Annotated in this window: 24 protein-coding genes; 20 read left to right on the forward strand and 4 right to left on the reverse strand. The window is 56.8% G+C overall.

All coding sequences use genetic code 11. The features are described from left to right. The first annotated feature begins 289 nt into the window (after positions 1-289). Positions 290-748, forward strand: a complete 459-nt coding sequence (locus ACOTX5_RS19110) for a YbaK/EbsC family protein (RefSeq protein ID WP_045911297.1) — start codon at positions 290-292, stop codon at positions 746-748. 31 nt (positions 749-779) lie between these two features. On the opposite strand, the gene bglJ is transcribed toward ACOTX5_RS19110, so the two are convergent. Continuing rightward, positions 780-1,421, reverse strand: coding sequence for a DNA-binding transcriptional activator BglJ (gene bglJ / locus ACOTX5_RS19115; RefSeq protein ID WP_058687070.1), 642 nt, complete (start codon positions 1,419-1,421; stop codon positions 780-782). Next, on the reverse strand, positions 1,418-2,155 hold the full coding sequence (locus ACOTX5_RS19120) for a helix-turn-helix transcriptional regulator (RefSeq protein WP_017383841.1): 738 nt from the start codon (positions 2,153-2,155) through the stop codon (positions 1,418-1,420). Before ACOTX5_RS19120 ends, bglJ begins: the two co-directional genes overlap by 4 nt. 389 nt (positions 2,156-2,544) lie before the next feature. Between ACOTX5_RS19120 and ACOTX5_RS19125 the strand changes: the two genes are divergently transcribed. From ACOTX5_RS19125 to ACOTX5_RS19165, 9 genes are all read left to right on the forward strand, one after another. Continuing rightward, entirely contained in the window at positions 2,545-3,321 is a 777-nt protein-coding gene (locus ACOTX5_RS19125) for a threonine/serine ThrE exporter family protein (protein ID WP_017383842.1), read from the forward strand. Beyond that, positions 3,312-3,785, forward strand: coding sequence for a threonine/serine exporter (locus ACOTX5_RS19130; protein WP_015572605.1), 474 nt, complete (start codon positions 3,312-3,314; stop codon positions 3,783-3,785). Before ACOTX5_RS19125 ends, ACOTX5_RS19130 begins: the two co-directional genes overlap by 10 nt. Positions 3,786-3,829: 44 nt before the next feature. Continuing rightward, a complete protein-coding gene (locus ACOTX5_RS19135) occupies positions 3,830-4,282 on the forward strand; it encodes a MarR family winged helix-turn-helix transcriptional regulator (protein WP_015572604.1) in 453 nt (150 codons plus the stop codon). 84 nt (positions 4,283-4,366) lie between these two features. Next, positions 4,367-4,795 (forward strand): organic hydroperoxide resistance protein, encoded by a 429-nt coding sequence (locus tag ACOTX5_RS19140; protein WP_003856578.1) that lies wholly within the window; start codon positions 4,367-4,369, stop codon positions 4,793-4,795. Between the two features lie 125 nt (positions 4,796-4,920). Then, positions 4,921-5,466, forward strand: a complete 546-nt coding sequence (gene dnaT / locus ACOTX5_RS19145) for a primosomal protein DnaT (protein WP_003856579.1) — start codon at positions 4,921-4,923, stop codon at positions 5,464-5,466. Continuing rightward, complete coding sequence (dnaC, locus tag ACOTX5_RS19150; RefSeq protein ID WP_003856580.1) at positions 5,463-6,200, forward strand: DNA replication protein DnaC; 738 nt, start codon at positions 5,463-5,465, stop codon at positions 6,198-6,200. The genes dnaT and dnaC overlap by 4 nt, the downstream gene beginning before the upstream one ends. An 84-nt stretch (positions 6,201-6,284) precedes the next feature. After that, positions 6,285-6,767: a DUF2501 domain-containing protein gene (locus ACOTX5_RS19155; RefSeq protein WP_045911298.1), complete on the forward strand. Its 483-nt coding sequence runs from the start codon at positions 6,285-6,287 to the stop codon at positions 6,765-6,767. Between the two features lie 271 nt (positions 6,768-7,038). Then, on the forward strand, positions 7,039-9,330 hold the full coding sequence (gene opgB / locus ACOTX5_RS19160; RefSeq protein WP_047726795.1) for a phosphatidylglycerol--membrane-oligosaccharide glycerophosphotransferase: 2,292 nt from the start codon (positions 7,039-7,041) through the stop codon (positions 9,328-9,330). Further along, positions 9,330-9,839, forward strand: a complete 510-nt coding sequence (locus tag ACOTX5_RS19165) for a GNAT family N-acetyltransferase (protein ID WP_015572601.1) — start codon at positions 9,330-9,332, stop codon at positions 9,837-9,839. Before opgB ends, ACOTX5_RS19165 begins: the two co-directional genes overlap by 1 nt. A 184-nt stretch (positions 9,840-10,023) precedes the next feature. Here the strand turns inward: ACOTX5_RS19165 and tsr are convergent, their stop codons facing one another. Together tsr and hpaR are read right to left on the reverse strand one after the other, a co-directional pair. Beyond that, a complete protein-coding gene (gene tsr / locus ACOTX5_RS19170; RefSeq protein WP_017383845.1) occupies positions 10,024-11,688 on the reverse strand; it encodes a methyl-accepting chemotaxis protein in 1,665 nt (554 codons plus the stop codon). Between the two features lie 83 nt (positions 11,689-11,771). Further along, the gene (gene hpaR, locus ACOTX5_RS19175) at positions 11,772-12,212 is read right to left on the reverse strand and encodes a homoprotocatechuate degradation operon regulator HpaR (RefSeq protein ID WP_017383846.1); all 441 of its coding nucleotides are present in this window, start codon (positions 12,210-12,212) and stop codon (positions 11,772-11,774) included. A gap of 268 nt (positions 12,213-12,480) precedes the next feature. On the opposite strand from hpaR, the gene hpaG reads away from it, so the two are divergent. The 10 genes from hpaG to ACOTX5_RS19225 all read left to right on the forward strand — a co-directional run bounded on the left by hpaG (position 12,481) and on the right by ACOTX5_RS19225 (position 22,739). Next, on the forward strand, positions 12,481-13,758 hold the full coding sequence (hpaG, locus tag ACOTX5_RS19180) for a 4-hydroxyphenylacetate degradation bifunctional isomerase/decarboxylase (RefSeq protein WP_032670602.1): 1,278 nt from the start codon (positions 12,481-12,483) through the stop codon (positions 13,756-13,758). Then, positions 13,755-15,221 carry a 5-carboxymethyl-2-hydroxymuconate semialdehyde dehydrogenase gene (hpaE, locus tag ACOTX5_RS19185; protein WP_017383848.1) on the forward strand — a complete coding sequence of 489 codons (1,467 nt, stop codon included), beginning with the start codon at positions 13,755-13,757 and terminating at the stop codon, positions 15,219-15,221. Before hpaG ends, hpaE begins: the two co-directional genes overlap by 4 nt. 2 nt (positions 15,222-15,223) lie before the next feature. Next, positions 15,224-16,075: a 3,4-dihydroxyphenylacetate 2,3-dioxygenase gene (hpaD, locus tag ACOTX5_RS19190; RefSeq protein ID WP_033486716.1), complete on the forward strand. Its 852-nt coding sequence runs from the start codon at positions 15,224-15,226 to the stop codon at positions 16,073-16,075. 9 nt (positions 16,076-16,084) lie between these two features. After that, on the forward strand, positions 16,085-16,465 hold the full coding sequence (locus ACOTX5_RS19195) for a 5-carboxymethyl-2-hydroxymuconate Delta-isomerase (protein WP_023303044.1): 381 nt from the start codon (positions 16,085-16,087) through the stop codon (positions 16,463-16,465). 154 nt (positions 16,466-16,619) lie between these two features. After that, positions 16,620-17,423 (forward strand): 2-oxo-hept-4-ene-1,7-dioate hydratase, encoded by an 804-nt coding sequence (gene hpaH / locus ACOTX5_RS19200; protein ID WP_015572593.1) that lies wholly within the window; start codon positions 16,620-16,622, stop codon positions 17,421-17,423. 9 nt (positions 17,424-17,432) lie between these two features. Continuing rightward, positions 17,433-18,227: a 4-hydroxy-2-oxoheptanedioate aldolase gene (gene hpaI / locus ACOTX5_RS19205; RefSeq protein WP_017383851.1), complete on the forward strand. Its 795-nt coding sequence runs from the start codon at positions 17,433-17,435 to the stop codon at positions 18,225-18,227. Positions 18,228-18,248: 21 nt separating this feature from the next. Continuing rightward, complete coding sequence (gene hpaX, locus ACOTX5_RS19210) at positions 18,249-19,592, forward strand: 4-hydroxyphenylacetate permease (protein ID WP_015572591.1); 1,344 nt, start codon at positions 18,249-18,251, stop codon at positions 19,590-19,592. After that, entirely contained in the window at positions 19,564-20,454 is an 891-nt protein-coding gene (gene hpaA / locus ACOTX5_RS19215; protein ID WP_017383853.1) for a 4-hydroxyphenylacetate catabolism regulatory protein HpaA, read from the forward strand. The genes hpaX and hpaA overlap by 29 nt, the downstream gene beginning before the upstream one ends. A gap of 195 nt (positions 20,455-20,649) precedes the next feature. Then, positions 20,650-22,212, forward strand: coding sequence for a 4-hydroxyphenylacetate 3-monooxygenase, oxygenase component (gene hpaB, locus ACOTX5_RS19220; protein ID WP_010427196.1), 1,563 nt, complete (start codon positions 20,650-20,652; stop codon positions 22,210-22,212). Positions 22,213-22,229: 17 nt separating this feature from the next. After that, entirely contained in the window at positions 22,230-22,739 is a 510-nt protein-coding gene (locus ACOTX5_RS19225) for a 4-hydroxyphenylacetate 3-monooxygenase reductase subunit (RefSeq protein WP_017383854.1), read from the forward strand. The last annotated feature ends 2 nt before the right edge of the window (positions 22,740-22,741 follow it).

The raw sequence follows: 22,741 nt of genomic DNA on the forward strand, positions 1-22,741 counted from the left end.
AGTTCGCACATCTTGTTGTCTGATTATTGATTTTTCGCGAAACCATTTGATCATATGACAAGATGTGTATCCACCTTAACTTAATGATTTTTACCAAAATCATTAGGGGATTCATCAGCACTTAGTATTAATCTCTGCATCACGCTCTGCAACCGGTTACTGTAACCGGTTTCTGTGAATGTGAAGGCGATCCAGAAATCGCCCCTGACGGATATTTGTTACTTAAGGGATATTTACAGCGACTAAATTCTTATGACAGATTACGCAGGATATTTGTCAGGAGGAATCAATGAGTTTGCAGTCTGTACAACAGTTTTTTGCCGAACACGCTCCGGATATAGAGATCATTGAGCTTAACCAAAGCACAGCGACTGTTGCCCTTGCTGCTGCCGCGCACAACGTTGAACCCGGCCAAATTGCCAAAACGCTGTCACTGAAAATTAAAAATGACGTGATTCTGGTGGTTGCAAAAGGCGATGCGCGTCTGGATAACAAAAAGCTTAAAGAGACATTCGGCGCAAAAGCCCGCATGCTCAGCAGCGATGAGGTCGTCACCCTGACGGGTCATCCTGTTGGCGGCGTCTGCCCTTTCGGACTGGAAAATCCGCTCTCTGTTTACTGTGACATCACATTAAAACAGTACGCGGAAGTGTTACCCGCAGCGGGTGCCATCCACAGTGCGGTGCGTATATCGCCCGACAGAATGGCGGAGCTGACCGCAGCAAAATGTGTCGATGTCTGCATCTAAACGTTGCGCCAGAAGAACTCTGGCGCACCACTTAACGCTGAGAGAATGAAGGAACGGTGAGAGCTGAACGACGCACTTCCCGGGCAGGGAGATGCGCCAGGATATCCGCCGCATCCAGTAATCCCACGTCAGAATTGACGCCCAGCTTTACCATTGCGTTAAACTTATGCGTCCGGATGGTTTTAATATTGCGTTCAAGCTGCGCCGCAATTTCAGGGATTGAAAAACCCGATGACATATAACGCAGTATTGCCCTTTCGGTTGGGCTTAACATACGATTCTGGCTAACACACCAGTGATTGTACATGTTGTCATTCACCTGATGCGTTTCGCTGAGTAATGTCTCCAGCCCCTCCATTAGCTGTTTTAGCGGAACCGATTTACTGATTATCCCATGCAAGCGAGAAGGCGAAAGATGGCTGACCAGCCTCGCCTCCATTTCGTCTGAGGCCAGCACGATACGCTGGACGTCGCTGTGGGTGAAGGTGAGATCCCGTAAACAGGCCAGACAGTTTCTCCGCTCTTCACGCTCATCAGACAGTGAATAGATAACCGCATAGAATGAGATATCCGAGAGCGCCGCTTTAAAGCTGGCGAATCTGCTAAACAGGTGCACATGGTAATGGCTCAGGGCGGGCATCGCAAAGAGATGCTTCAGCCCTACAGCGCTCATTGAGCAGCTTTCGATGACGGCGATATGTCTTGTTGCAGTGGTCTTTTCCATTCCTCAAACTCTCCATAAGCCGACATTAAACTGAGTTCTCGCATTCCCTGGGTACTGCTTATCCACGCGTACATATCGGCATTACTGCGAAGTGATAAGCGGCGCATTGCACTGTTTTTCTGTGCACTGATCGTTTTATTACTTTTATTCAGCAGCGTGGCAATTTGGTTGATTCCCCAACCTTTACCGAGTAAACGCAACACCTTGCGTTCAGAGTGAGTGAGTGCAATCATTTGCTCACTCTCCTCTTCAATATCGGACGTTTCCGGTATTAATAACGTCTGGCTTATTCGCTCAGCACGTTCACTGCCCGCGCGAATAGCGTTAATAACGCCTTCGATCGGTTCCATATCCGAAAGCAGCGTGCTTTCCGGACGCATAAGAAGCTCTACTGCAAGTGGATAAAGGGGACGCGAGACAAGGAATATCCAGTGAATGTCCCGATACTGATTCATTAATCCATAATACTGCTCAAGCGTGCCGCGAGGATTACGATACTCACCTGAAATATCGGCAATAACGACCCCAGCGCGACGCAATTGTAGTAGCGTCAACTCCTGCATCGAACGGCAGTACGTTATTTCAAAATCAGGAAAATGACGCGTCATGACGCCACCTAGCCCATTTTGCATAACCGGCACTCTACTAATCACCACTCCGTGTTTACCATTCAATGGCAACATAGACCCTCCCTGTCATAAATTCATTATTTAAGAACGAACTAACCCTACGAGTTTAAACACGCTTGCATCCCTCAGTACAAAACGGCTTAATACTCGCAAATCAGAAGAAATGTCACATGGGTTAAGAAACGCCCAATACTGGCTTAATATCGCATAAAGACCACAAAACTTTAATTAAGATTGCGTGAAAAGATTGAAAATATGAAATTAGAAATACTTAATATATTGTCTTTATAAATCTCTATTTTTATATTCATTAAATAAATAGAAAGTGCAGTTTTCTCCCCCTGCTCACGCGACTAATTGCACAAATGTTGATCTGGCCCAGCGCAAAGGGCCCGGCCCTTTGTGTTAAAAGTAAGCAATCTCTCTTCTCTTCAGGGCGTTTCATGCAGGCAGATCGGTCTACGCAACGTGCTACCACGCGGCTATGTATTCAGTGCGGGCTTTTTCTCTTACAACACGGGGCAGAAAGCGCCCTCGTGGAAGAACTTTCCACACGCCTTGGGCTGGCGCTGGGGATGGACAGCGTTGAGAGCTCCATCTCGTCAAATGCCATTGTGCTGACCACCATTAAAGACGGACAGTGCCTGACCTCCACCCGTAAAAATCATGACCGCGGCATTAACATGCACGTCGTGACGGAAGTGCAGCACATCGTGATCCTTGCTGAACACAAGCTGCTCGATCTGAGGGAGATAGAGAAACGCTTCAACCAGATCAAACCTCTCCGGTATCCACGCTGGCTGGTTGTGCTGATGGTGGGACTCTCCTGCGCCTGCTTCTGCAAGCTCAACGCGGGCGGCTGGGACGGCGCTGTCGTGACCTTCTTTGCCAGCAGCATCGCGATGTATGTCCGCCAGTTGTTGACGCACAGGCAACTGCATCCGCAAATTAACTTCTGCATCACGGCGTTCGTGGCGACAACCGTATCCGGCCTGCTTTTGCGCCAGCCTTACTTCGCCAGCACGCCTACTGTTGCGATGGCCGCCAGCGTATTGCTGCTGGTGCCGGGTTTTCCCTTAATCAACGCCGTCGCTGATATGTTCAAAGGCCACATCAACACCGGTCTGGCGCGCTGGGCGATAGCCAGCCTGCTGACGCTGGCGACCTGTATCGGGGTGGTAATGGCCATGACACTCTGGGGGTTACGCGGATGGGCGTGATGGATTTTCTGCTCGCACTGGCGCAGGACATGCTCCTGGCAGCCCTTCCCGCCGTTGGCTTTGCGATGGTGTTTAACGTCCCACAGCGTGCATTACCCTGGTGTGCGCTGCTGGGTGCCATTGGCCACGGCTCACGTATGATCATGATGACCTCGGGCTTTAATATCGAATGGTCGACGTTTATCGCCTCCATGCTGGTCGGCAGCATCGGTATTCAGTGGTCCCGCTGGTATCTGGCGCACCCGAAAGTGTTCACCGTGGCGGCAGTCATTCCTATGTTCCCGGGCATTTCAGCCTATACGGCGATGATCTCCGCCGTCAAAATCAGCCACTTTGGCTACAGCGAACCGCAGATGATCCTGCTTCTGAGCAATTTCCTTAAAGCCTCGTCGATTGTGGGCGCGCTCTCCATCGGCCTGTCGATCCCCGGATTATGGCTTTACCGCAAACGTCCACGCGTATAATAAAATCGCTTGCAATTGTATCGTGCGCTATCTATATTCATTTCATGGACGCAAAAACGAACGACACTACCAACGCGCTTCTGCTGGATAACCAGCTCTGTTTTGCCCTCTATTCGGCAAATCTGGCGCTTAACAAGCTTTACCGGCAACTGCTGGCGCCGCTTAACCTGACCTATCCGCAATACCTGGTGATGCTGGTGCTGTGGGAGCAGGATGATATTACGGTGTCAGACATTGGCGAGCGGCTGTTCCTGGATTCCGCCACGCTGACTCCCCTGCTGAAACGCCTGGAAAGCGCAGGATTAATCTTCCGCCAGCGTTCCCGTCAGGATGAGCGTCAGGTCGCCGTCACCCTGAGCGACGCGGGTCGGGCGCTGCAACAGCAGGCCGTGACGATACCCCACGCCGTGGGCTGTGCAGCGCAGTGTGATACCGACACCATGCTGGCGCTCAAGCAACAGCTCGAACTTTTGCGCCAACAGCTTCATCGCGCGTAAGGCTATACTTTACGCGTCTGATTCTAACTTAATACATCGCGCGCTATTTAATAGTGCATATAAACGTAAGATGAGGAACCTGCCATGTCTTTAGAAAAAGTTGTCTACACTGCCAAAGCCAAAGCAACCGGAGGCCGTGATGGCCGCGCAACGTCTTCCGATGGCGTTCTGGATGTCAAACTGGGTGTGCCAAAAGAGATGGGCGGCATGGGGGGTGAAGTAACCAACCCTGAACAGCTGTTCGCTGCGGGCTACTCCGCCTGCTTCCTGGGCGCAATGAAGTTCGTTGCGGCACGCGACAAATTCGCTCTGCCAAAAGACGCCTTTATTGAAGGCGAAGTGGGGATTGGCCCGCTGCCAACCGGTTTTGGTATCGAAGCGAAGCTGAACATCCACGTTGAAGGGATGGATGCAGCGGAAGCCAAAAAACTGGTGGATGCAGCGCATATCGTCTGTCCGTACTCTAACGCGACGCGCGGCAATATCGACGTGACGCTGAACATCATCGCGTAAACTGCCGCCTGTGATTTTAGCCCCGGTAAGCGTAACGCCGCCGGGGAAATCCTCTCCTTTCCTCTCCTCTCTCTGTGCTACCATAACCCTCAATCACGCCCGTAGTAATCAGTTGAGAAAGTGTTATGTCCTCCAGAATCCTGACCACCAGCATTGCTGGCATCGATGCCTTTATGCGCGATCCTCGCGGTGTGTTGACGCACGCCGAAGGCGGCACGCTCGCGGTATTTGCCGACAACGCCCCGGCGTTTTATGCGGTCACGCCGGAACGTCTGGCGCAGCTTCTGGAAATTGAAGCGAAGCTGTCGCGTCCGGCGAGCGATGTCATGCTGGATAATCAGTTTTTTGACGAACCCGCCAGCGCCCCGGTGGCCGTTCCAATGGGGAAATTTCCCATGTACGCCGGTTGGCAGCCGGACGCCGATTTTCAGCGGCAGGCGGCCTTATGGGGAATAGCCCTCGCGCAGCCCGCGACGCCAGAAGAGCTGGCGGCCTTTACCGCTTACTGGCAGGCTGAAGGAAAAGTCTTCCACCATGTTCAGTGGCAGCAAAAGTTCGCGCGCAGTCTGCAAATCAACCGCGCCAGCAACAATGGCCAGCCAAAACGTGATATCAATGCCTTTTCAGAACCGGACAAAAAAATCCCTGATGGATTCCGAGGTGCGAAATGAAAAACGTCGGCGACCTGATGAAACGTTTGCAGAAGATGATGCCCGCAAACGTGAAGCCCGCCTTCACCACCGGTGAAGAGCTGCTGGCATGGCAAAAAGAGCAAGGTAAAATTCGCGCGGCTGCCCTCGCCCGCGAAAACCGCGCGATGAAAATGCAGCGCACCTTTAACCGCTCGGGCATTCGCCCTCTGCACCAGAACTGCTCCTTCGAGAATTATAAGGTCGAGTCACAGGGGCAGATGAACGCCCTCAACCAGGCGCGCCAGTACGTGGATGAATTTGACGGCAACATTGCCAGCTTCATCTTTAGCGGAAAACCCGGCACGGGGAAAAATCACCTTGCGGCCGCTATCTGCAACGAGCTGCTGCTGCGCGGGAAGTCAGTGCTGATTATCACCGTGGCCGATATTATGTCCGCCATGAAGGACACATTCAGTAACCGCGAAACCAGCGAAGAACAGCTGCTGAATGATTTGAGTAACGTGGATTTGCTGGTCATCGACGAGATCGGCGTCCAGACGGAGTCCCGCTACGAAAAAGTGATCATCAACCAGATTGTCGATCGCCGTTCGTCGTCAAAACGCCCAACCGGTATGCTGACGAACCACAATATCGACGAGATGACCCGACTTCTTGGCGAGCGGGTGATGGATCGCATGAAGCTGGGTAACAGCCTGTACGTCATCTTCGACTGGGACAGCTATCGCAGCCGCGTCACCGGCAAAGAGTATTAAGATATTTCCAGGGAGCACCGGAAGAGCAGAGGTATATACTGAACCCACTTTTGGCCCAAAACGGACCTTGTTGAGTAAATCATTATGAAAAAACAGTTTCTTATCAGCATCCTTACTGGCGCCCTGCTGGTGACTGGCGCAGCGCAGGCCGCATCATGGCAGGAGTCGCTCTCCAGCGCAGCAAGTGAGTTAACCAAAGAGAGCGGCACTTCCCAGGGCGGGCTGTCAGCCTCGTCCCTCACCGGCCTGCTGAGTAACAGCTCCCAAAGCCTGAGCGCCGGAACGATGAACAACGCGGCGGGCATTCTGGAATACTGCGCGAAGCAGAAACTGGCTTCCGTTACCGATACCGAAAACATCAAAAACCAGGTGCTGGGTAAACTGGGTCTGGACACCCAGGAGCAGAAAGTGGACACCAACTATATGGACGGTATTCAGGGTCTGCTGAACGCGCAAAATGGCCAGCAGCTGAACCTCAGCACCCTTGGAAATTCATCTCTGGCGAAACAGGTGAAAACGAAAGCCTGCGATCTGGTGCTGAAACAAGGCGTTAATTTCCTCTCCTGATCGCCTCCCATTTTCTGCAACAACACGCCGGGTTTATTACGTTAGTCTTACACCGCGGCGTGAAGTGCGTTTTTTTACCCCCTGCCACCACCTCAGCCTCCGTGTGCCACGATGCGACTGTATTCAAAAATCCGATTTTATAAACCAAATCCTAACAACAGCACACTTTCGTGACACTAAAATTGCAGCTAAGCGACATCGCAATTACATTGTATTACCCAAAAAATAAGCAATTAGCCGGCTAAGCGTCCGGCATGATGAGGATCTGCTGTTGTCAGAGTTAATGTCCCTTGTCCTTTTCCTGGCTTCCATCGGCGTTTATGCCTGGAAAGCCGGTCGTCACACCTGGTGGTTTGTGGCCACCCTGGTGGTGCTCGGCATTTTTATTGTTTTAAACATTACGTTATATGCCAGCGATTACTTTACCGGCGACGGTATTAACGACGCGGTGCTCTACACGTTGACCAACAGCCTGACCGGCGCTGGTGTGGGTAAGTACATCCTTCCGGGTCTGGGGCTGGTGGTCGCCCTGGTGGGCATCTTCGCCGCGCTGGCCTGGGTTCTGCGCCGTCGCCGTCACCGTCCGCATCATCATGGCTACAGCCTGCTGGCGCTGTGCCTGGCGCTGGCCTCCGTGGATGCCAGCCCGGCATTCCATCAAATTACCGAGCTGGTAAAATCCCAGTCGCGCGATGGCGATCCGGACTTTGCGGCCTATTACAAAGAACCCTCGAAGAAGATCGACAATCCCAGACTCAACCTGGTCTATATCTACGGCGAAAGTCTGGAACGCACCTATTTTGATAACGATGCTTTCCCGAACCTGACGCCAGAGCTTGGCGCACTGAAAAACCAGGGCCTCGACTTCAGCCACACCATGCAGCTCCCTGGCACGGATTACACCATCGCAGGGATGGTGGCCTCCCAGTGCGGCATTCCGCTGTTTGCCCCGTTTGAAGGCAACGCCTCCGCCTCGATGTCGAGCTTCTTCCCGCAGAACATTTGCCTCGGCGATATCCTGAAAAACTCGGGCTATGAAAACTACTTTATGCAGGGCGCTAACCTGCGCTTTGCCGGGAAAGATGTGTTCCTGAAATCCCACGGTTTCGATCACTTGTATGGTTCCGAAGAGCTGAAAACCACGGTGGCCGATCCGGCCTACCGCAACGACTGGGGCTTTTACGACGATACCGTTCTGGATGAAACCTGGAAGAAATTCGAGGAGCTTTCCCGCGCCGGTAAACGCTTCTCGCTGTTTGCGTTGACCGTTGACACGCATCATCCGGATGGTTTCGTCTCACGCACCTGTAAACGTCAGGGCTATGACATTGACGGTAAAAACAACAAGTCGTTCAGCGCCGTGACCTGTAGCCAGGAGCATATCGCGGCGTTAATCGAGAAAATCAAAGCGTCGCCGTATTTCAAAAATACGGTCATCGTCGTCTCATCTGACCATCTGGCGATGAAAAACAGCGCCTGGGATGAGCTGAATAAGCTGGATCGCAGCAACCTGTTCTTTGTGCTGCGCGGCGATAAACCGCAGCAGGAGATCATTGCCGCTAAACGTAACTCGATGGATAACGGCGCTACCGTGCTGGATATTCTGGGTGGCGATAACTTCATTGGCCTGGGTCGCAGTACGCTGTCGGGCCAGTCCCTGTCGGAAATCTTCCTCAACATGAAGGAAAAAATCCTCGCCTGGAAGCCGGATATCATTCGTCTGTGGAACTTCCCGAAAGAGATAAAAGACTTCACCATCGATCAGGATAAAAAAATGATCGCGTTCTCCGGCAGCCATTTCCGCCTGCCGCTGCTGCTGCGCGTGTCGGATAACCGCGTCGAGCCGCTGCCGGAAAGCGAATACTCCGCGCCACTGCGCTTCCAGCTGGCGGAATTTGTCCCGCGCGATAATTTCGTCTGGGTCGACAAATGCTACAAAATGGGCCAGCTCTGGTCGCAACAGCTGTCGCTGTCCACCGACTGGTGCGTTTCTCAGGGGCAACTCGGCGGCGAGCAGACCGTGCAACACGTTGACAAACCGCAGTGGCAGGGAAAAACCGCGTTTAAAGATACGATTATTGATACCGCACGCTATCAGCGCAACGTAGACCTGCTGAAAATCGTCGACAACGACATTCGTTATAAAGCAGACAGCTTCATCTTTAATGTTGCCGGCGCGCCGGAAGAGGTGAAGCAGTTCAGCGGTATTTCACGGCCGGAATCCTGGGGGCGCTGGTCTAACGCGCAGTTGGGCGATGAGGTGAAAATTGAGTATACCCATCCGCTTCCGGAGAAATTCGATCTGGTGATCACCGCCAGGGCATTTGGTCCCAACGCAAACCGTCCTATACCGGTGCGCGTCGGTGATAAAGAACAGACGCTGACGCTGAGCAACGATGTCACCACCAGCACGCTGCATTTCGATAACCCAACGCGCAGCAATACGCTGGTCATTGTGCCACCCGATCCGCAGTCCACTAACGAAGGGAATATTCTCGGTCACGCTCCGCGCAAGCTGGGGATCGGCATGGTGGAGATTAAAATTGTGAGCAGCGCTGGCTGATGACGGCGTTCACTCTTCGCCCGACGCGCCTCGACAACGTCGCTGCCCTGCCCGCCATTGAACGCGCGGCGGGGCAGCGGTTTCGCGACGTTCCTGAGCTGGCCTGGCTGGCAGACAATGAGGTTATTTCTGTTGAAGATCACCTCGGTTACGCCGGACGCGGATTAAGCTGGCTGGCGCTGGCTGACGACAGGCCCGTGGGTTTTATTCTCGCCGAAGCTCATCCATCGTCGCTGTTTATTGTGGAACTGTCGGTTCACCTGGACTGGCAGGGACGAGGTCTTGGACGCCAGTTAATCGCCCGTGCCGCCGCGCATGCCCGCAGTCTGGGGCTGAACTCGCTGACGTTAACGACGTTTCGTGATGTCCCGTGGAATGCGCCCTTCTACAGGCGATTAGGGTTTGAAATGATGACGACGCTGACGCCGGAACTGCGCCAGAAACGCGAGGAAGAGACGGCGCACGGTTTAGCGTATGGTTCCCGCTGCGCCATGCGCCTGCCTCTGTAAGATCGCCCGGTGGCGCTGCGCTTACCGGGTCTACAAAACCCAATTCCGCCGGCCGGGTAAGGCGTAGCCGCCACCCGGCGAAACGCACAATCCGTAGGCCGGGTAAGGCGCAGCCGCCACCCGGCGAAACGCACAATCCGTAGGCCGGGTCAGGCGCAGCCGCTACCCGGCGAAACGCACAGCGTCAGAACGTTTCCCAGTTATCGCCCGCGTCTGCGGTCGCCGGTTTACGCGCCACTACCGGTGCGGCAACGCTTTTCGCCGAGGCGAACTCGCGCGCCTTCATCTGTTCCTGCTGAATACGGAACACCGCAACGGCCTGCGTCAGACGGCTCGCCTGCTCTTCCAGTGCCGCGGCCGCCGCCGCAGACTCTTCCACCAGCGAGGCGTTCTGCTGGGTCACGCGATCCATCTCAGCCACCGCCAGCCCAACCTGGTCAATACCGCGGCTCTGCTCGTCAGACGCAGACGCGATTTCGCCCATGATATCCGTCACGCGCGTTACCGCATTCACGATCTCACCCATGGTTTCACCCGCGCTTTCAACAAGCGTTGAACCAATTTCCACGCGCCCCACGGAGTCTTCAATCAGGCTCTTGATCTCGCGAGCCGCCTGCGCGCTGCGCTGCGCCAAGTTTCGGACTTCACCTGCAACCACCGCAAAACCACGCCCCTGCTCGCCCGCACGCGCCGCTTCTACCGCCGCGTTCAGCGCCAGAATATTGGTCTGGAAGGCAATCCCGTCGATCACGCTGATGATATCGGCGATTTTCTGCGAACTGCCGGCGATGTCACGCATGGTCTGCACCACGTTATCCACCACCTTGCCGCCTTTCTGCGCGGTTTCAGACGCGCTCAGCGCCAGGTTGCTCGCCTGACGGGCGTTCTCGGCGTTCTGCTTCACGGTGGCAGTCAGCTGTTCCATGCTGGCGGCGGTCTCTTCCAGAGAGGCAGCCTGCTGTTCGGTACGGGATGAGAGATCGTTATTGCCCATCGAGATTTCGCTCGCACCGCTGTAAATGGCGTTGGCGCCGTTACGCACGTCACCCACGGTACGCACCAGCTCGCCCTGCATATGGCGCAGGGAGTCAGCCAGTACACCCATCTCGTTGGAGCCTTCCACGTCGATGCGCTTCACCAGGTCGCCGCTGGCGATATGACGAATGCTGTCAATCAGACGGTTCAGCGGCGAAATTAGCGCCTGACGAATACCCAGCCAGACGGCAACAATCACCACCAGCACCGCAGCCAGCACGCTAATCAGCACCCAGATAGCCTGGCGGTAAGAGCTGTTGCTGTCTTCAACCGCGGTCTGATACAGCGCGTCGTTCTGTTGCAGGTAGTTGACGTACTGCTTCTCAAAGCCATCCTGATAGCTCTGGGTCGGCTGGTCGAAGAACTCATTGATTTTGCCCGCCCCCAGCAGCTGGATCAGCTCAGCCAGCGCGCCATGGTAAATATCGTAATTACGTTTGATTTCCAGTGCCGCAGCGTCGCTCTGACGCGGGTCGCGCGGCAGCGCTTCGTAATCCGCCCAGTTTTTTTCCGCCTGTTTCAGAGACGCAGAGGCAATCTGCATCAGCTCGGCGACGGTTGAGCCGCTGCCGATATTGTTCTGATCCATCATATAGCGGATACCCGCGCGGTTCAGGGTGTTACGGGTTTGCAGCAGCGCCACCCAGCTACCGTTCAGGGTGGATTGTTGCTGGCGAATGGTTTGCAGGATGGTGAAATTCTCTTTGTCATGCTTCAGGGCATTGAAGAAAAGACCACCAGACGTGAGTTGTAAAAGGCCAAATATCGCTAAAACCAGCAGTAAGCTGGTGACAATCTTGATTCGGTTTAACATGTTTTCTCTTTCCTCAGGCAGATACAGAATATTCGGCCTGGCATGAGAAAACTTTACGAAAATCATCCTGGAATTTAGGGTTTTTACGCTTCGTCCCTCGCGGCGATATGTCGGTTTCCAAGTTCAATAAACTCTTCCAGCAGCGCCGTGAGCTGCTTCATCTTCTCAGGCGTATATTCCGCCTCTATCTGCTGGTACGCCTCTTCCACCTGAGCCTGAGCACGCTGGTACAGCGCGTTGCCTTCTTTCGTCAGCGACACGTACAGCTTGCGCTGGTCAGTCACCGGTTTTAAGCGCAGCACCAGACCGTCGCGCTCCATCCGCGTCAGAATGCCGGTCAGGCTTGGGCGCAAAATACAGGTGCGGAACGCCAGATCGTGAAAATCCATGGAGGGATGCTCGGCCAGCACGCGGACGATACGCCACTGCTGCTCGGTCAGATTATGCCGCTTCACTATCGGGCGGAAGTAGCCCATCGCCGCTTCACGCGCCTGCAACAGCGCGATGGTTAATGAGTCATGCATCATCTACCCCTTACATCATTAACAAATAAACAATTAAAAACAGATGCTTTTATAGACAACACGTTTTAACCCAAAAAGTCTAACAGAAACAAAGCTATTTTTTTAACTTATTGATTTAAATATCAATTCACCCTTTTATGTAAATTTATTGTTATTTGCATCACAAATTATTCACTTCTGATTGCGAAACGAACAGCAAAAGCATAAAACCAGATCATTAACATATTAATGAAATCAAAACCGGACAGCCGGTTTGAGGAGTATGGGAATGAAAGGTACTGTTTTTGCCGTAGCGCTAAACCACCAAAGCCAGCGTGTGGCCTGGGCTGAGGCGTTTGAAAAAGCCCCCTATAACGCGCCGCCAAAAACGGCGGTGTGGTTTATCAAGCCACATAACACTGTTATCCGCGCAGGCGAACCGATTCCCTTCCCGCAGGGAGAAACCGTGTTAAGCGGCGCGACGGTGGCGCTGGTGGTGGGCAAAACCGCCAGCAAAGTACGCGTTGAAGAGGCGGCGGCGTACATCGCCGGCTACGCGCTGGCTAACGAAATCAGCCTGCCGGAAGAGAGCTTCTACCGTCCGGCGATCAAAGCCAAATGCCGGGATGGATTTTGCCCGCTCGGCGAACCTGTCGCCGTTGATAATGTGGATAATCTGACCATCATCACCGAGATCAACGGCCGCGAAGCGGACCACTGGAACACGGCCGATCTGCACCGCAACGCCGCCGAACTGCTGAGCGCCCTGAGCGAATTTGCAACCCTGAACCCCGGCGATGCGATATTGCTCGGCACTCCGCAAAGCCGCGTCGAAGTTCGCCCGGGCGATCGGGTACGTATTCTGGCAGAAGGATTTCCGCCGCTGGAAAACCCGGTGGTGGAGGAACGCGACGTTGCCATCGCTTCGCGCACGCCGCCGCACGCCACGCTGTTTGCCCTCGGTCTGAACTATGCCGACCACGCCAGCGAGCTGGACTTCAAGCCACCCACCGAGCCGCTGGTGTTTATCAAAGCGCCGAATACCTTTAACGGCGACAACCAGACGTCGGTGCGCCCGAACAATATCGAGTACATGCATTACGAAGCCGAGCTGGTGGTGGTCATCGGCAAAACCGCGCGCAAGGTCAGCGAAGCCGAGGCGATGGACTATGTTGCGGGCTACACGGTGTGCAACGACTACGCCATCCGCGATTATCTCGAAAACTACTATCGCCCGAACCTGCGGGTGAAAAGCCGCGACGGGCTGACCCCCATCAGCCCGAACGTGGTGCCAAAAGAAGCCATTCCTGACCCGCACAACCTTCGTCTTCGCACCTACGTCAACGGTGAACTGCGTCAGGAAGGCACCACGGCAGACCTGATCTTCAGCATCCCCTACTTGATTGCGTATCTGAGCGATTTTATGACCCTGCAACCGGGCGACATGATTGCCACCGGCACGCCGAAGGGGCTGTCCGACGTGGTGCCGGGCGATGAGGTGGTGGTGGAAGTGGAAGGCGTAGGCCGTCTGGTAAACCGAATTGTCAGTGAGGAGACTGCAAAATGAAAAAGATTAACCACTGGATCAACGGTAAAAACGTCGCCGGAAGTGAGTACTTCCAAACCACTAACCCGGCCTCCGGCGAGGTGCTGGCAGAAGTGGCCTCCGGCGGCGAAGCCGAAATCCATCAGGCCGTTGCCGCCGCCAAAGAGGCGTTTCCGAAATGGGCCAACCTGCCGATGAAGGAGCGCGCGCGCCTGATGCGTCGCCTGGGGGATCTGATTGACCAGAACGTGCCGGACATTGCCGCGATGGAAACCGCCGACACCGGCCTGCCGATCCACCAGACCAAAAACGTGCTCATTCCGCGCGCCTCGCACAACTTCGAGTTCTTCGCCGAGGTGTGCCAGCAGATGAACGGCAAAACCTACCCGGTCGACGACAAGATGCTCAACTACACCCTGGTGCAGCCGGTGGGGGTTTGCGCGCTGGTGTCGCCGTGGAACGTGCCGTTTATGACCGCCACCTGGAAGGTCGCGCCGTGCCTGGCCTTAGGGAATACCGCGGTGCTGAAGATGTCTGAACTCTCCCCGCTGACCGCCGACCGTCTGGGCGAGCTGGCCCTCGAAGCGGGCATTCCGGCGGGCGTGCTCAACGTGGTGCAGGGCTATGGCGCCACGGCGGGCGACGCGCTGGTGCGCCATCACGACGTGCGCGCCGTCTCCTTCACCGGCGGTACCGCCACCGGGCGCAACATCATGAAAAACGCCGGGCTGAAGAAGTATTCCATGGAGCTGGGCGGCAAATCGCCGGTGCTGATTTTCGAAGACGCAGACATCGAGCGCGCGCTGGACGCCGCCCTGTTCACCATTTTCTCCATCAACGGCGAACGCTGCACCGCCGGCTCGCGCATCTTCATCCAGCAGAGCATCTACCCGGAGTTCGTCAAACGCTTTGCCGAGCGCGCCAACCGCCTGCGCGTGGGCGACCCGACCGATCCGAACACCCAGATTGGCGCGCTCATCAGCCAGCAGCACTGGGAAAAAGTCTCCGGCTATATCCGCCTCGGCATTGAAGAGGGGGCAACCCTGCTGGCGGGCGGCCCGGACAAACCGACCGATCTGCCTGCGCACCTGAAAGGCGGCAACTTCCTGCGCCCGACCGTGCTGGCGGATGTCGATAACCGCATGCGCGTGGCGCAGGAGGAGATCTTCGGGCCAGTGGCCTGCCTGCTGCCGTTTAAGGACGAAGCGGAAGGGCTGCGCCTGGCGAACGACGTGGAGTACGGCCTGGCATCTTACATCTGGACCCAGGACGTCAGCAAAGTGCTGCGTCTGGCGCGCAGCATCGAAGCGGGCATGGTGTTCGTCAACACCCAGAACGTGCGCGACCTGCGCCAGCCGTTTGGCGGCGTGAAGGCCTCCGGCACCGGGCGTGAGGGCGGCGAGTACAGCTTCGAGGTCTTCGCGGAGATGAAGAACGTCTGTATCTCCATGGGCGACCATCCGATTCCAAAGTGGGGGATCTGATCATGGGAAAATTAGCCTTGGCAGCAAAAATCACACACGTTCCGTCAATGTATCTCTCTGAACTGCCGGGCAAAAACCACGGCTGCCGCCAGTCGGCCATCGACGGGCATAAAGAGATCAGCAAGCGCTGCCGCGAGCTGGGCGTGGACACCATTATCGTCTTCGACACCCACTGGCTGGTGAACAGCGCGTATCACATCAACTGCGCGGACCATTTTTCGGGCGTCTACACCAGCAACGAGCTGCCGCATTTTATTCGCGACATGACCTACGACTACGACGGCAACCCGGAACTCGGCCAGCTGATTGCCGACGAAGCGGTGAAGCTTGGCGTTCGCGCCAAGGCGCACAACATCCCGAGCCTGAAGCTGGAGTACGGCACGCTGGTGCCGATGCGCTACATGAATGCGGATAAGCACTTCAAAGTGATCTCCATCTCGGCGTTCTGCACGGTTCACGACTTCGCCGACAGCCGCAGGCTTGGCGAGGCCATCATCAGTGCCATCGAAAAATACGACGGCACCGTGGCGGTGCTTGCCAGCGGCTCGCTCTCGCACCGCTTTATCGACGACCAGCGCGCGGAGGAAGGGATGAACAGCTACACCCGCGAGTTTGACCGTCAGATGGACGAGCGCGTGGTGAAGCTGTGGCGCGAGGGTCAGTTCAAGGAGTTTTGCAGCATGCTGCCGGAGTACGCCGACTACTGCTACGGCGAGGGCAATATGCACGACACGGTGATGCTGCTGGGGATGCTCGGCTGGGACAAATACGACGGTAAGGTGGAGTTTCTCACCGAGCTGTTCGCCAGCTCCGGCACCGGCCAGGTCAACGCCGTTTTCCCGCTGCCCGCGTAAGGAGCCACCATGCCGCATTTTATTGCTGAATGTACCGACAACATCCGCGAGCAGGCCGACCTGCCAGGGCTGTTCGCCAAAGTGAACGAGGCGCTCGCCGCCACGGGCATCTTCCCCATCGGCGGCATCCGCAGCCGCGCCCACTGGCTGGACACCTGGCAGATGGCAGACGGTAAGCACGATTACGCCTTTGTGCATATGACGCTGAAGATTGGCGCGGGGCGCAGCCTGGAAAGCCGGGAAGCCGTGGGGGAGATGCTGTTTGCGCTGATCAAAACGCATTTTGCAGAGCTGATGGCCGCCCGCTATCTGGCGCTGTCGTTCGAGCTCGACGAGCTGCACCCGACGCTTAATTACAAGCAGAACAACGTGCACGCGTTGTTTAAGTAGCCGTTTGCTCGCCCGGTGGCGCTGCGCTTACCGGGCCTACAACGGCCCCAAACCGTAGGCCGGGTAAGCGCAGCGCCACCCGGCAACAGCAGCACCGAACCGTAGGCCGGGTAAGAGAAGCGCCACCCGGCAACAGCCGCACAAAGGATACGCCATGCTCGACAAACACACCCATACCCTGATCGCCCACCGCCTGCATCAGGCGGAACAATCCCGGGAGCAGATCCGCGCGATCTCGCTGGAGTACCCGGAGATCACCATTGAAGACGCCTACGCCGTCCAGCGCGAATGGGTGAGCCTGAAAATCGCCGAAGGCCGCGTGCTGAAAGGCCACAAGATCGGCCTCACCTCCAAAGCGATGCAGGCCAGCTCGCAGATCAGCGAGCCGGACTACGGCGCGCTGCTGGACGATATGTTCTTCCACGACGGCAGCGACATCCCCGTGGATCGCTTTATCGTCCCGCGCATCGAAGTGGAGCTGGCCTTCGTGCTGGCAAAACCGCTGCGCGGCCCGAACTGCACGATCTTCGACGTCTACAACGCCACGGATTACGTCATCCCCGCCCTGGAGCTGATCGACGCCCGCTGCCATAACGTTGACCCGGAAACCCAGCGCCCGCGCAAGGTGTTCGACACCATCTCCGATAACGCCGCCAACGCGGGCGTGATCCTCGGCGGCCGCCCGATTAAACCCGACGAGCTGGATCTGCGCTGGATCTCCGCCCTGCTCTACCGCAACGGCGTGATCGAAGAGACCGGGGTCGCCGCAGGCGTGCTTAACCACCCGGCGAACGGCGTGGCGTGGCTGGCGAACAAACTCGCGCCATACGACGTGCAGCTTGAGCCAGGCCAGATCATCCTCGGCGGCTCGTTTACCCGCCCGGTTGCCGCCAGCAGAGGCGACACCTTCCACGTCGACTACGGCAACATGGGCTCCATCAGTTGCCGCTTTGTGTAGGAGTGCACCATGGAAAACGCATTTAAGACCGCGCTGAAAGCCGGAAAGCCACAAATCGGCCTGTGGCTGGGGCTGACCAGCAGCTACAGCGCTGAGCTACTGGCCGGGGCCGGTTTTGACTGGTTGCTGATCGACGGAGAGCACGCGCCGAACAGCGTGCAAACCATCCTGACTCAGCTACAGGCCATCGCCCCTTATCCCAGCCAGCCGGTGGTGCGCCCGTCGTGGAACGATCCGGTGCAGATCAAGCAGTTGCTGGACGTGGGGGCGCAAACCCTGCTGGTGCCGATGGTGCAAAACGCCGACGAAGCCCGTCTGGCGGTCAGCGCCACCCGCTATCCGCCTGCCGGCATTCGCGGCGTCGGCAGCGCGCTGGCGCGGGCGTCGCGCTGGAACCGCATCCCGGAGTATCTGCATCAGGCTAACGACGCCATGTGCGTGCTGGTGCAAATCGAAACTCGCGAGGCGCTGAAAAACCTGCCGCAGATCCTGGACGTGGAAGGGGTGGACGGCGTGTTTATCGGCCCGGCGGATCTGAGCGCCGACATGGGCTTCGCCGGTAATCCGCAGCACCCGGAGGTGCAGGCCGCCATTGAACAGGCGATCGCGCAGATCCTCAGCGCGGGCAAAGCGCCCGGCATCCTGATGGCGAATGAACAGCTGGCAAAACGCTATCTCAGCCTCGGCGCGTTGTTTGTCGCGGTCGGCGTGGATACCACCCTGCTCGCCCGCAGCGCCGAAGCGCTGGCGGCCCGCTTTACCGACGTCACCACAGCAGTTGATAACAATAAATCCGTCTACTAAACGTACGATGTGGAGCGCAACATGACGACCTCAACCCTGCATAATAAAGCTGTTGAACATCGCGTTATTAATAAGCTGTTCCGTCGTTTGATCGTGTTTCTTTTTATCCTGTTTGTTTTCTCGTTTCTTGATCGCATCAACATCGGCTTTGCCGGGCTGACGATGGGCAAAGATCTGGGCCTCACGTCAACCATGTTTGGCCTGGCCGCGACGCTGTTTTACGTGACCTACGTGCTGTGCGGTATCCCCAGCAACATCATGCTGGCGAAGGTCGGCGCCCGCCGCTGGATCGCCGGGATCATGGTGGTGTGGGGCATCGCCTCTACCTGCACCATGTTCGCCACCAGCCCCGAAACGCTCTACGTCCTGCGCATGCTGGTGGGCATTGCCGAAGCCGGTTTCCTGCCGGGCATTCTGGTCTATCTCACCTGGTGGTTCCCGGCGTATCACCGCGCCCGCGCCAACGCGCTGTTTATGATCGCCATGCCGGTGACCATGATGCTCGGCTCGATCCTCTCCGGGTACATTCTGGCGATGGACGGGCTGTGGAACCTGAAGGGCTGGCAGTGGCTGTTCCTGCTGGAGGGGCTGCCATCGGTGGTGCTCGGCGTGGTGACCTGGTTCTACCTTAACGACACCCCGGATCAGGCCACCTGGCTGGATGATGACGAAAAGCAGGCACTCAAAACGATGATCGCCCGCGAACAGGAGCTGGCCATTGCGCACGCCGCCACGCCGCGCTCGACGCTGCGCGAGGTGCTGACGCCCGCCGTGCTGCTCTACACGCTGGCCTACTTCTGCCTGACGAATACGCTGAGCGCGATCAACATCTGGACGCCGCAGATCCTGCAAAGCTTCAACACCGGCAGCAGCAATATCGTGATTGGCCTGCTGGCGGCGATCCCGCAGTTTTGTACCATCCTCGGGATGATCTGGTGGAGCCGCCGCTCCGACAGGCTGAAAGAGCGAAAAAAGCACACCATCCTGCCGTATCTGTTTGCAGCGGCGGGATGGATGCTGGCCTCGGCGACCGATCACAGCCTGATCCAGCTGCTTGGCATCATCATGGCCTCAACCGGATCGTTTACCGCCATGGCGATATTCTGGACCACGCCGGATCAGGTTATTAGCCTGCAATCCCGCGCGGTGGCGCTGGCGGTGATCAACGCCATCGGCAACGTCGGGTCTGCCGTCAGCCCATTGCTGATAGGTATTCTGCGCGACGCGACCGGCAGCTTCAGCTCGGGACTGTGGTTCGTGGCGGGTCTGCTGGTGGTGGGCGCGCTGGTGCTGACGCGCATTCCGATGACGCAGCGGGATCAACAGAGGAACGATCATGTGCCAGAGCCCCATCGCCAACATTGATATCAGCAAGGATTACGACGAAAGTCTGGGCACCGACGATGTGCACTACCAGTCGTTTGCCCGCATGGCGGCCTTTTTTGGCCGCGACATGCAGGCGCACCGCCACGACCAGTATTTTCAGATGCATTTTCTCGACACCGGGCAGATTGAGCTCCAGCTCGACGACCACCGTTACTCGGTGCAGGCGCCGCTGTTCGTGCTAACGCCACCGTCGGTGCCGCACGCGTTTATTACCGAATCCGACAGCGACGGCCACGTGCTGACGGTGCGCGAGGATCTCATCTGGCCGCTGTTAGAAGTGCTCTACCCCGGTACGCGGGAAGCGTTCGGCCTGCCGGGGATCTGCCTGTCGCTTGCCGACAGGCCTGACGAGCTGGCGGCGCTGAAGCACTACTGGCAGCTGATTGCCCGGGAATCCACGGAACAACTGCCCGGTCGCGAGCATACGCTGGTCCTGCTGGCCCAGGCCGTTTTTACCCTGCTGCTGCGCAACGCGAAGCTCGACGACCACGCGTCAGGCGGCATGCGCGGTGAGCTGAAGCTTTTTCAGCGCTTTAACCAGCTGACAGATGCTCATTACCACGAGCACTGGACGGTTCCGGAGTATGCCAGCGAATTGCATCTCACCGAATCTCGCCTGACCGATATCTGTCGCCGCTTCGCCAACCGCTCGCCGAAACGGCTGATCTTCGACCGCCAGCTGCGGGAAGCCAGGCGTTTGCTGCTGTTTTCCGACAGCACAGTGAGCGAAATTGCCTGGCAGCTGGGGTTTAAAGATCCGGCCTATTTCGCCCGTTTTTTTAACCGACTGACGGGGTGCTCACCCAGCGCATACCGGGCGCAGAAAGTACCGGTTTCCTGAACGCATAACGGTTCGTAGGGCGGGTAAGCGCAGCGCCACCCGCCGAAAAGCCGCACAGATCACAAAACCACCTCTCACCCGAAAAGTACCTGCCGTTGTCCCAATCGTCCCTTCACGTTCCGCCTGTCTCAAGCTTCAATTAAACAACAAAAACAAAACATAAATTTAACAACCATCTTCCGATACGAGGTCCCTATGAAGCCTGAAGATTTCCGCGCTGATGCCAAACGTCCGTTAACCGGTGAAGAGTATTTAAAAAGCCTGCAAGATGGCCGTGAGATTTATATCTACGGCGAGCGCGTTAAGGACGTCACTACCCACCCGGCATTTCGCAATGCGGCGGCGTCCATCGCCCAGATGTACGATGCCCTGCACAAGCCAGACATGCAGGATACCCTCTGCTGGGGTACCGATACCGGCAGCGGCGGCTACACTCATAAATTCTTCCGCGTGGCGAAAAGTGCCGACGATCTGCGCCAGCAGCGTGACGCCATCGCCGAGTGGTCGCGCCTGAGCTACGGCTGGATGGGGCGTACGCCGGACTACAAAGCCGCGTTCGGCTGCGCGCTCGGCGCTAACCCTGCCTTCTACGGTCAGTTCGAGCAGAACGCCCGCAACTGGTACACCCGTATTCAGGAAACCGGCCTGTACTTTAACCACGCCATCGTCAACCCGCCGATCGATCGCCATAAACCGGCGGACGAGGTGAAAGACGTTTACATCAAGCTGGAGAAAGAGACCGACGCCGGGATCATCGTCAGCGGCGCGAAAGTGGTGGCCACCAACTCGGCATTGACCCACTACAACATGATCGGTTTTGGTTCTGCGCAGGTGATGGGCGAAAACCCGGACTTCGCGCTGATGTTCGTCGCGCCGATGGATGCCGAAGGGGTGAAGCTGATCTCCCGCGCCTCATACGAGATGGTGGCAGGGGCGACAGGCTCTCCGTACGACTACCCGCTCTCCAGCCGCTTTGACGAGAACGACGCCATTCTGGTAATGGATCATGTGCTGATCCCGTGGGAAAACGTGCTGATCTACCGTGATTTCGACCGCTGCCGTCGCTGGACGATGGAAGGTGGCTTCGCCCGCATGTACCCGCTTCAGGCCTGCGTGCGTCTGGCAGTGAAGCTCGACTTCATCACCGCTCTGCTGAAGAAGTCGCTGGAGTGTACCGGCACCCTCGAGTTCCGCGGCGTGCAGGCGGATCTCGGCGAAGTGGTGGCATGGCGCAACATGTTCTGGGCGCTGAGCGACTCCATGTGCTCCGAAGCCACGCCGTGGGTAAACGGCGCGTATCTGCCTGACCACGCGGCGTTACAGACCTACCGCGTGATGGCGCCAATGGCCTATGCGAAGATCAAGAACATCATCGAACGTAACGTGACCTCCGGGCTGATCTACCTGCCGTCCAGCGCGCGGGACCTGAACAACCCGCAGATCGACCAGTACCTGGCGAAGTACGTGCGCGGCTCCAACGGGATGGATCATGTCGAACGCATCAAGATTCTGAAACTGATGTGGGATGCCATCGGCAGCGAGTTTGGCGGACGTCACGAGCTGTACGAAATCAACTACTCCGGTAGCCAGGATGAGATCCGCCTGCAATGCCTGCGTCAGGCGCAAAGCTCCGGCAACATGGACAAGATGATGGCGATGGTTGACCGCTGCATGTCCGAGTACGACCAGCACGGCTGGACCGTACCGCACCTGCACAACAACACTGATATCAATATGCTGGATAAGCTGCTGAAATAACGCAGCGGGAGGTTTCAATGCAATCTGAAGAACGCCTGCGTTTTCGAGACGCGATGGCCAGCCTGTCGGCGGCGGTGAATGTGGTCACTACCGAGGGCGATGCGGGTCGCTGCGGCATTACCGCCACCGCCGTCTGTTCGGTCACGGACACCCCGCCCTCGGTCATGGTCTGCATCAACGCCAACAGCGCCATGAACCCGGTCTTCCAGGGCAACGGCAAACTATGCGTCAACGTGCTGAACCACGAGCAGGAGATCATGGCCCGCCACTTTGCCGGGATGACCGGCATGGCAATGGAGGAGCGCTTTGCTCTCTCCTGCTGGCAGAAAGGACCGCTGGCGCAGCCGGTGCTGAAAGGCGCTCTGGCAAGCCTGGAAGGTGAGATAACCCAGGTGCAAACCATCGGCACCCATCTGGTCTACCTTGTAGAGATTAAGAACATCATCCTCAGCAGCGAGGGGCACGGCCTGATCTACTTCAAACGCCGTTTCCACCCGGTGATGATGGAGATGGAAGCCGCGATTTGATC

The organism is Enterobacter cloacae complex sp. IR5441 (assembly GCF_049238215.1).
In the GTDB taxonomy this organism is placed as follows: Bacteria; Pseudomonadota; Gammaproteobacteria; order Enterobacterales; family Enterobacteriaceae; genus Enterobacter; species Enterobacter hormaechei_C.